This is a genomic window from Pelovirga sp. (genome assembly GCF_059864205.1).
Window position 1 is genome coordinate 33,655 of record NZ_JCBCBS010000197.1, and the last position, 9,089, is coordinate 42,743.

The 9,089-nt window shown below is 56.1% G+C and carries 10 protein-coding genes; 3 read left to right on the forward strand and 7 right to left on the reverse strand.

Going from position 1 to position 9,089, the window contains the following annotated elements; genetic code table 11:
• Positions 1 to 16: 16 nt before the first annotated feature.
• The gene (locus AC6F7T_RS12575; RefSeq protein ID WP_500719336.1) at positions 17 to 538 is read left to right on the forward strand and encodes a TrmH family RNA methyltransferase; all 522 of its coding nucleotides are present in this window, start codon (positions 17 to 19) and stop codon (positions 536 to 538) included.
• A 167-nt stretch (positions 539 to 705) separates the two neighbouring features.
• On the opposite strand, the gene AC6F7T_RS12580 is transcribed toward AC6F7T_RS12575, so the two are convergent.
• Positions 706 to 1,185: a YbhB/YbcL family Raf kinase inhibitor-like protein gene (locus AC6F7T_RS12580; RefSeq protein ID WP_500719338.1), complete on the reverse strand. Its 480-nt coding sequence runs from the start codon at positions 1,183 to 1,185 to the stop codon at positions 706 to 708.
• A gap of 189 nt (positions 1,186 to 1,374) precedes the next feature.
• Positions 1,375 to 1,890: a ferritin family protein gene (locus AC6F7T_RS12585; protein ID WP_500719340.1), complete on the reverse strand. Its 516-nt coding sequence runs from the start codon at positions 1,888 to 1,890 to the stop codon at positions 1,375 to 1,377.
• A gap of 210 nt (positions 1,891 to 2,100) precedes the next feature.
• On the opposite strand from AC6F7T_RS12585, the gene AC6F7T_RS12590 reads away from it, so the two are divergent.
• Both AC6F7T_RS12590 and AC6F7T_RS12595 read left to right on the forward strand, forming a co-directional pair.
• Positions 2,101 to 4,365, forward strand: a complete 2,265-nt coding sequence (locus AC6F7T_RS12590) for an APC family permease (RefSeq protein WP_500719342.1) — start codon at positions 2,101 to 2,103, stop codon at positions 4,363 to 4,365.
• A gap of 36 nt (positions 4,366 to 4,401) precedes the next feature.
• Positions 4,402 to 4,785: a gamma-glutamylcyclotransferase gene (locus AC6F7T_RS12595; RefSeq protein WP_500719358.1), complete on the forward strand. Its 384-nt coding sequence runs from the start codon at positions 4,402 to 4,404 to the stop codon at positions 4,783 to 4,785.
• 32 nt (positions 4,786 to 4,817) lie between these two features.
• On the opposite strand, the gene AC6F7T_RS12600 is transcribed toward AC6F7T_RS12595, so the two are convergent.
• Genes AC6F7T_RS12600 through AC6F7T_RS12620 form a run of 5 tightly spaced genes read right to left on the reverse strand, consistent with a single transcriptional unit; the run spans position 4,818 to position 8,830 of the window.
• Positions 4,818 to 5,948 carry a methyltransferase gene (locus AC6F7T_RS12600; protein WP_500719344.1) on the reverse strand — a complete coding sequence of 377 codons (1,131 nt, stop codon included), beginning with the start codon at positions 5,946 to 5,948 and terminating at the stop codon, positions 4,818 to 4,820.
• On the reverse strand, positions 5,938 to 6,666 hold the full coding sequence (locus AC6F7T_RS12605) for a YkgJ family cysteine cluster protein (RefSeq protein WP_500719346.1): 729 nt from the start codon (positions 6,664 to 6,666) through the stop codon (positions 5,938 to 5,940). The genes AC6F7T_RS12600 and AC6F7T_RS12605 overlap by 11 nt, the downstream gene beginning before the upstream one ends.
• The gene (locus AC6F7T_RS12610) at positions 6,666 to 7,622 is read right to left on the reverse strand and encodes an NAD(P)-dependent oxidoreductase (protein ID WP_500719348.1); all 957 of its coding nucleotides are present in this window, start codon (positions 7,620 to 7,622) and stop codon (positions 6,666 to 6,668) included. Before AC6F7T_RS12610 ends, AC6F7T_RS12605 begins: the two co-directional genes overlap by 1 nt.
• Before the next feature lie 2 nt (positions 7,623 to 7,624).
• Positions 7,625 to 8,380: a diguanylate cyclase gene (locus tag AC6F7T_RS12615; RefSeq protein ID WP_500719350.1), complete on the reverse strand. Its 756-nt coding sequence runs from the start codon at positions 8,378 to 8,380 to the stop codon at positions 7,625 to 7,627.
• 3 nt (positions 8,381 to 8,383) lie between these two features.
• Positions 8,384 to 8,830, reverse strand: a complete 447-nt coding sequence (locus tag AC6F7T_RS12620; RefSeq protein ID WP_500719352.1) for a DUF4019 domain-containing protein — start codon at positions 8,828 to 8,830, stop codon at positions 8,384 to 8,386.
• Positions 8,831 to 9,089: the final 259 nt, after the last annotated feature.

Consider the following 9,089-nt stretch of genomic DNA (forward strand, 5'->3'; position numbering starts at 1 on the left):
AGGAGGAACGGATAAGGTGAGCACTAAGCGGGATCGGACCTGGCTGACGCGCTATCGCAAGGAACGGCAGAAAAATGTTCTGGCGCAGCCCGGACCTCACGAATTTGTCCTGCTTCTCGACCAGCTCAAGGCCGGCTTCAATGTCCCCAAGATCTTCCGTAGTGCCGAGGCCTTCGGTGCTGCTGCCGTCCACCTGATCAATATCGGTCCCTTTGATCCGTCTCCAGCAAAAGGCTCCTTCCGCAAGGTGCCGGCTGTGTTTCATGAGGATTTTACTGCCTGTTACCGGCTGCTCAGCAATCAGGGTTACCGTTTTTTTCAACTCCGGGCAGACGCCGAAACCCCCTTGTACGAGGTTGATTTTCCTGCCAGAAGCGCTTTTATTTTCGGCCATGAGGAGTTCGGTTTCAGCTTCGGTCAGGACTCTTATGCAGACATTGAACCTCTGGCGATTCCCCAGTTCGGCTCGATCCATTGTTTGAATGTCAGTAACGCTGCGACCATTGCCATGTATGAATATGTCAGGCAGTTCAACTAGTTTCTGTCCGAGAACACCCCTTTTCGGCAAACTTCGCGTCAATCTTCGATGTTGCTTGTGCGGCGCAAAGCACTCCGCCTCCGTACAAATCCTTGATTTCCTTGACCTTGCGAAAAACTGCTCGTTTCCGGATCAGAAACTTACCAATTAGCCCCCTGCGCTTCCCATTACCCTCGTTTATAGGTTCCGATCAGTCGGTTCATGCCGATAATATGTGGCTCAAGTTCTTCCAGCAATTGCCACATATTCAACCCTTCGGGCAACTCTGTCGTTTTATCCAGCGCAAGGATCCAGAAATAGTACTGATGGGTACCGTGGCCTTCCGGTGGCATGGGACCGCCATAACCTGCGTTGCCGAAATTGTTCTGCCCCTGAGTGTATGTCGATGCCCCTTCTTCCAGGCTGTGCACCTTGGCCGGGATGTTATACAACACCCAGTGAACAAAGCCATAGGTGCCATTGGGGGAGACCAGCGGTGCATCCGGGTCATGGCAGATGACAGCGAAGCCCTTGGTGTCGGCAGGCACATCAGTCCAGGCCAAAGGGGGTGAAACATCTACTCCTTCACCGGTGTACTTGGTTGGAATGTCACCAGAGTTCTTAAATGCACTACTTGTTAATTGCATAGCTGAGGGTGCGAATCCCATGGTCCAGGCCTCCTTTACGATCGGTTGTTAACAGATACGTGTAACGATCAGGTATGGTGCCAAAGAGGCATACACATACCACCAAGACGGCTTTTGTTGCACCAGGCTGTTCCTTGTGCGAACCTGCGTCGAAAATTTAAACTACAGGTGATAAGGCGACGGCAACCATCACCCTTATGCCGGGATGGTTCAGACGTCAGTGTCGCGACCGAAATTGCGGAACTCCTCAAGATTGCTGAATTCTCCCCACGCGAGGTACTCATTGGGTGCGTTGATGAAGTCATACAGGTTTTCAATGATGTTGTAATGCTTTTGCTCCTCTTCAATGACGCGCTGGAGCAGTTTTTTCACCTCGAGGTTGGTTTCATGGGTCAAGGCTTCTTCATAGACCCGTGCCGCTTGGGCCTCCATTTTCATGGCATGTTGATAGGCCTCGAGATTGTGCTGAAGATCGCTCACTGTGGGTTTGGCGTGCAGTAGTTTTTCAAAGATATTTCTGGCGTTGTTCAACGCCTCGCTGTCCCTCATGGCAGCGATATCAGCGCGTTCCTTCATGGATTTGAAAATCTCAAAGTGTTTTTTTTCGTCAGCAGCCAGATCCAGGAAAATATTCCTGATGCCTTCTATGTCGGTCTGTTGCGCCAGCTTCTGGTAATAGGCTTCGGCATCTGTTTCCATCTTTATTGCAAAATCAAAAACATCCATGGTTTCCCCTTTCTTGTTGTAGATTCTGTATTGAGGCTTTAACGTCCGACAATAATAGCAGGGTTGCTGTCAATATTGGTTGGAAAATTTCTTGATTGAGTTGCAGCAGTAAAATTCAACATGGGCAAACAAGCAGGATAATTGTGAGCCCGGCACCTTTCTGCTAGACTCCCGAAGTTCGGATAGCGCTTTGCTGTAGCGGGGGTTCAATTGTCACTATTTCGTTTTCTTGTTCCAACCACAGGAAAAAACGGCCACAAGCTCGGAACCTTTCTCGGCGTTTATACCCCGACGATACTGACCATCCTCGGCGTTATCATGTATTTGCGCTTCGGTTGGGTGGTCGGCAACCTCGGGCTGCTGAAAACCCTGCTGGTCGTTCTCCTCGCTAACCTCATCACTTTGGTAACCGCCATCTCTCTTTCCGCTGTAGCCACCAATACCCGCGTCGGTGTTGGTGGTGCCTACTACATAATTTCGCGCAGTCTGGGCCTGGAAATCGGTGCCGCCATCGGTCTGCCCCTGTTTTTATGTCAGGCTCTCTCCATCACACTCTATGCCTACGGTTTTGCCGAATCCCTGCGCATTCTGTGGCCGGGGATTCCGGTTCCTTTGGTCGCTTTTATCGTTATTCTGCTGGTTGGCGTTTTGACTTCGCGTGGACCCGAGTTCTCCCTCAGGGCACAAGTACCGGTGATGGCATTGATCGCCCTGTCGCTGGTCGCCTTGATCTTCGGGGTGGCTTTGGGCAAAGGTAGTGACGTTGCGGTTGCCACCGCCCTGGAGCCTGTTGAACTGGCCGGTTTCTGGATGATCTTTGCAATCTTTTTCCCGGCGGTTACCGGCATTATGGCTGGCCTTGGTTTGTCCGGTGATCTGCGCGATCCGAAAAAATCCATTCCCTTAGGTACCCTGGCAGCGGTACTGACCGGCTTTGTGATCTATCTGACGGTGCCGCTGGTGCTCTATTTTGGCGCCGATGCCGAGGCCCTGCGCAGTGATGCGCTGATCTGGACGAAACTGGCCGTGCTCGGGCCCTGGTTGATTCTGCCGGGGCTGTGGGGGGCCATCTTTTCATCGGCGGTCGGTTCGGCATTGGCGGGTCCGCGAACCTTGCAGGCCCTGGCCATTGACCGTCTGGCTCCACGCTGGTTGGCGGCCGGAAAAAACGGCAGCGGTCCGCACAATGCCCTTACAGTCACCATTGCCATTGCTCTGGCGGCCGTACTGCTCGGCAATCTCAATGCCGTTGCTATCGTCGTGACCATGTTTTTCCTCACCGTCTATGGCACCATCAATCTGGTAGCGGCCCTTGAAGGGTTGTCCGGCAATCCCTCCTGGCGTCCGACAATTCGCCTGCACTGGTCCCTGCCCTTGCTCGGCGCCCTGGGGTGTTTTGCCGCCATGATGCTGATTCAACCCCTGGCGGGGGTCATTGCCCTGGTGGTGGAATTGGGCCTGTGGTTTTTTCTGGCGCGGCGCGAGCGCAAGGCGGATTGGGGTGATGTCCGCCGTGATATTTACGAAGCACTGATCCGTTGGGCACTGATCCGCCTGACCCGTCACCCGATGACGGCACGCAACTGGCGCCCGCATCTGCTGGTGTTTGTCGGACGCATTGAACGCCGTCTCGATCTGGTGCGCTATGGGAGCTGGTTTGGTCAGGATCGTGGTGTTCTGACAGTTTGCGAGCTGGTTCCCGGCAGTCTCCTCGATCTTGATCTGGATCCCCAGCAGCGCCAACAGGAAATGGAAGATATCTTGCGGAGCGAAGGTCTTATTGCCTTTGCCCAGGTCGGGGTGGTGGAAAATGTCGAGAACGGCATCGTTGCCCTGGCGCAGGCCAACGGTATTGCCGGTATTGAAAGCAACACAGTTCTGCTTGGCTGGCCCGATGAGTCTCAGCGCCTGATCGTTTTTCTGCGCAACATTCGTAAATTCCAGCGGCTTCATCAGTCGTTTATTCTCGCTCGCATCAAAGGCTTGCCAAAGGGCAGAGAGGGCCATCTTCTGACGGTCCACGTCTGGTGGGGCGGCCTGCAGCAGAATGGCGATCTGATGCTCCTGCTCGCCTACCTGTTGACCCGTAACCCGGAATGGCGCGGTTCGCGCATCCGGATTCTAAGTCTGGCTTCCAATCCGTTGGCCAAAGCACAGACGGAACGGTTATTACGGCAACTGATACCGGAAATTCGCATTGAGGCGGATATTGATGTGAAGATCAAAGAAGCCGGGGTCAGTGTGCGCGAGGCAATTCACGCTGAAAGTGCCGGCGCCGATGTGGTGATCCTGGGGCTGGCCACCCCGGCCGCCGGTGAAGAGGAACGCTATGCCCAGCGCCTGACCGAACTCGCTGATGGACTGCCGACCTGTTTTTTTGTCAACAATGGCAGCCTGTTTATCGGCGAACTGGTTACCGCCGCCGATGAACAGCCATTGTCACCACTGGGACAGATTGAAGAAGCGAGAAGCTGATAGATATATTCATCAAGATAATTGGCAGTGGGTCATGTGTCCGGACATCATGGCAGAAGTATCGGGGTTGTATCGGCCTGTTGCTGCTGCGACCCTCTGTGGTTACCGGCGGTTGCGGGTCAAAGGCGAGGATTATCCAGCCCTTGTGCCGGATGCGGCGGGGGTTGTGCCAGGAGTCTCTACCGAGATATTCCGGAGACAGCCTGGACCCTGCTGGACCGCTTTGAAGGCGAAATGTACGCGCGTGGTCAGGTGCAGGTTGAGCTCATCGATGGCTCCTCGATTGCTGTGGAAACCTATATTGTCAACAGCCGCTTTATTGATTGTCTGGAAGAGGTCGAGTGGGATTTTACCGATTTTCTTGGCAACGGCAAAGACAGGTTCCGCATGTCGTACAAGAGGTACCTGGAACTGATGTGACATCAGCGCAGCGCCCGTCCGCCTTAAGTGCCTCAGCCCGTTAGCCGCCACAGGGATGTCACTTCCGCCGAACGCGCCAGGTGGAGAGGGTCGGTGGGGTCGAAGACTTTGCGATGGGCCGGGCGCGCATCGATCCGGTCCACGACCTTCAGCCCCCCTTCTTCGAAGGCCGCGAGGAGTTCGGCTCGCGATCTCAGACCCAGATGTTCGGCAAGATCGGACAGAATGAGCCAGCCCTCGCCGCCCGGTTCCAGATGAGCACCAAGTCCCTGGAGAAAGCCGCGCAGCATGCGACTGTCGGGATCGTATACCGCCTGGTCCAGGGAGGAACTCGGCCGGGCCGGAATCCAGGGTGGATTGCAGACTACGAGAGGCGCCCGCCCGGTGGGGAAGAGATCTGCCTGGGCGACGTCTACTCGTTCGGCGAGTCCCAGCCGCGCGATGTTGTCGCGGGCGCAGGCCAGCGCCCTGGGGTCCAGATCGGTCGCCACCACTCTCTTTAGCCCGCGGCGGGCGAGGACCGCCGCCAGAACACCGGTTCCCGTGCCGATATCGAAGGCCCGTTCCAGGGATGGCAGCGGCGCCTGGGCTAGAAGATCAACATACTCGCCGCGAACTGGAGAAAAAACTCCATAGTGTGGGTGAATTCGATCGCCAAGGGCGGGGATCTCCACCCCTTTTTTGCGCCATTCGTGGGCACCGATCGCCCCGAGTAAATCACGCAGGGAGGCAATGTATGGGCCGTCGGTCGGACCGAAGGCCTCCAGGCAGGGCTGTTGAACGTCGGGAGCCCGGCTCAGCGGAATGCTGTGATCCGCTTCGAATGGCAGCACAAGCATCCCCAGGGTCCGGGCACGCTGCGCCTGTGCCATGCGGTATAGATGGAACGCCTGGGCCGGAGCCATCTCCGCGGAGCTTGTTTGATTCTTCGGTTTGCTCTTCACTCGCCGGGCCAACGCCGACAGCATCTGGCGGGCATTCTGGAAATCCCCGCGCCACAGGATTGTCGTCCCCTCGCAGGCGAGGCGGTAAGCGACATCGGCTTTCATGTCGTCCCTGCCGATCAGGATCCGCCTGGGAGGAGAGAAGCCGCTCTGCGAGCGCCAACGGGCGTCGCGGCCCCCGCCGTTTTCGGTCCAGTGGATGGCGGGATCAGAACGCATGTTGATTCCTTTTCGTCACTTGCAGCAGATACGGATACCGCTCCTGCTGCTCCAACAACCACTCAATAACCCCTCTGTCCTGTCGCAGCAACCGCTCACCAACCTGTGAATTCAATTCCAACCCGAGCAACCAGACCAGATTGCCACTGATTTTCACACCGTATTCGTTGGCGAATTCATCGCCCAGGGAAAGTTCCAGGGTCGCTGCCAGATCCAGCGGGCGCGCCAGGTAATGACTGGGGAAGGCCACGAGATCGGCATCAAGGCTGCTCAAAAAGGCCTGTTTTTCGTGGGGATGGAGGGAGGCAAAGTCGACTCCGCACCAGGCGGCAGGGCGCGTGGACAGCAGCGCGCGACAGGACAAGGGGCGTTCAGCATAGAGGGAACAGCACTGTTGTTCATCGAGGAGAGGGCAACCACCGGCCTGCTGGCGATAGGACCGGAGAAATTCCTTGAGATGACTGGCGGCGGCGCACAGTTGGGCCAACAAGGGTAAGCGCTCAGTGACAGCATGGCGTTGCTCGGCCGACAGTTTCGGCGCCAGGATCATCGCTTCCGGAAAACTGCAGTTGACCGCCAGGGTACAGCAGTTGCCACACCCTGGGCGACAATAGAGATCATTCCCCTGTCCCCCGCTGATTTGCCACAACTCCGCATTGGTGTCATCGAGTTTGCGGCGGGCGCTGGCAATCTGCTGCTCAAGCCTCGGATCAGTCATCAGGCCACCCGGTTGCGGGGTTCTCCCTGTAAAAAAGCGGCAATATTGGTGACGACCATGGCCAGCAGGCGGCTGCGCGCTTCTGTCGTGGCCCAGGCAATATGGGGAGTGATAATACAGTTTGGCGCACTAAGCAGCGGACTGTCAGCGCGCGGCGGTTCGCTGGACAGGACATCGGTAGCATAGCCGCCAAGATAGCCGTCTTCGAGGGCTTCAGCAACGGCCGCTTCATTCACCAGTTGGCCACGACCGGTGTTGATCAGCAGCGCGCCCTGTTTAACCCGCGCCAGATGCGCGGTGTTGACCAGTTGATCGGTTTCCGGGGTCAGCGGGCAGTTCAGGCTGATGACATCACTATCGGTAAACAACTGGTCAACATCGACGAAGGTGACCCCCTGCTCCTTCTGGTACTTTTCCGGGTGGGCGGTTTGGACCAGCACCTGCATGCCAAAAGCGCGGGCAATGGCCGCAACCCGCCGACCGATCTCACCATAGCCGACGACCCCCATGGTTTTACCGGTCAGTTCCATTAGGGGGTGGTCGCGAAAGCTGAAATCCTCACAGTTGATCCAGGCCCCTTCTGCCACCCTCCGGGCATGATGACCAACCTGTTGCACCATTTCCAGTAACAGCGCAAATACCATCTGGGCGACGGAGTCAGTACTGTAGCCGGGAGCGTTAGTAACAACGATTCCCCGCTCTTTAGCAGCATCAAGGTCGATGATGTTGACACCGGTGGCGAGCACGCCGATGTAACGCAAGTTGGGCAGGGCGGCCATGGTCGCGGCACTGATCGGCACCTTGTTGGTCAGAATGATAGCCGCATCCCGTGTCCTTTCGATAATCTGATCGGCGCCGGTACGCGGGTGAATAATGCAGGTTCCCAGGGCTTTAAGTGGTCCCCAGTCAAGATCGCCACTATTCAGGGTATGTCCATCGAGAACAACAATTTTCATACTCAATCCTTTGCTTGTGCGTCGCGCCCGAACAGATGAGAGAGGGCCTGTTTCTCCTCATTGCTGATATCTTTTGCAAGGGGCACGTCGGTATGGCAGAGTCGGTTTCTACCGCTTTGTTTCGCTTCATAGAGGTAGTGATCTGCCTGTGAAATCAGCTCCGCTACGGAGCTCAATGAATAAGGTTGGTAGGTTGCCAGACCCAGGCTGACGGTTAGTTTGAGTTGTAGCGCGCTGTGCTGCAGCGAGTTTTCGGCAAGAGCCAGGCGGATGCGTTCAGCCACGGGGATGGCGGCATAAAGGTCGGTTTCAGGGAACACAACTGCGAATTCTTCGCCGCCGTAACGACAGACGACATCGAGCTTGCGAACCTGTCCACTGATCAGCTTGGCAACATGAACCAGTGCCTGATTGCCGATTTCATGACCGTGGATATCGTTGACTTTTTTAAAGTGATCGATATCGATCATCAGCAGACTGGTGGGACGCCCGTTACGGCGTGTGCGTTCTATCTCGAGCTCCAGTGTCGCCATGAAGGAGCGATAGTTGGCAACGCCGGTCAGGGCATCGCTACCTAGCTGAAGGTTGAGTTGCTCGATTTCCTCCTGTAGTGCCGCTATCCCGGATGGAAAGGGGCAAAAAATCACACCAACGGGGCAAGTGGCGAGGGGCGGTTCAGGGGTTGATGTCTGAGGAGGGTCGGTAGCGGTCATGATACGTGTCACCTGATGGGTGGATGATGGGTGGACAATGTTCACCCATCACTCGATGAAATAGCCGGCGACACGCCAGGACGTACCGGCTTCAAAGTAGAGGGTGATGCGTTCGCGAGCAGTGCTGTAATTGTGAAAACGGCTGGCGTAGAAAAAAGACATGTATTCCCCTTCAGGAATCCCTTCAATTTGCTCTTTGGTGTAGTTAAAGTCGGTCTGACTGCGCTCAAGCAGCGACCCGGCCTGACCACGGATCTGATCGAGCTGTTCCAGCCAGGTTTTCAGCGGAATATCGCTGCGCATGTAAGTGGCACTCTGGCGCCAGGCCTCTTCAAAGTTGCCGTTATCGAGCAGATCGAGAAAAGCCACAGCCGCCGCAGAGGCTTGTTCGACCTTCTCCGGATCCGGCTTGTTGCTGAAATAGGGGTAAAAAATAATGATCAGGGCCACAACGGCCAGGGAAACGTGAATCATCGAACGGCGCTGCAACATCATCTCCTCCATCAAGAAACTTTATCGGCTGGTACTATAGTCGGGTTTGGCCGTCAGGGCAATGGCGTTGTGCCGGGACCGCGGGTCTTGCTGTGGTTACTCAAGTCCGGTTTCGAAGTTGAATTTGCTGCATTGCGCCGGATCGCTGCCACGGCCTAAGGCTTCCAATACCTGTTTACCGCCGGTGCTGCCGGCACCGCAGTGTGATAGGTCGACGACAAAGCCGGAGCAACCGAGTTGTTCGAGTTCCCTGATGTTGCTG

Coding starts and splice junctions, on each gene's coding strand:
- AC6F7T_RS12610 (WP_500719348.1), bottom strand. CDS start 7,622: ATGAAAATTGTTGTTCTCGATGGACATACCCTGAATAGTGGCGATCTT.
- AC6F7T_RS12600 (WP_500719344.1), bottom strand. CDS start 5,948: ATGCGTTCTGATCCCGCCATCCACTGGACCGAAAACGGCGGGGGCCGC.
- AC6F7T_RS12585 (WP_500719340.1), bottom strand. CDS start 1,890: ATGGATGTTTTTGATTTTGCAATAAAGATGGAAACAGATGCCGAAGCC.
- AC6F7T_RS12620 (WP_500719352.1), bottom strand. CDS start 8,830: ATGATGTTGCAGCGCCGTTCGATGATTCACGTTTCCCTGGCCGTTGTG.
- AC6F7T_RS12605 (WP_500719346.1), bottom strand. CDS start 6,666: ATGACTGATCCGAGGCTTGAGCAGCAGATTGCCAGCGCCCGCCGCAAA.
- AC6F7T_RS12580 (WP_500719338.1), bottom strand. CDS start 1,185: ATGGGATTCGCACCCTCAGCTATGCAATTAACAAGTAGTGCATTTAAG.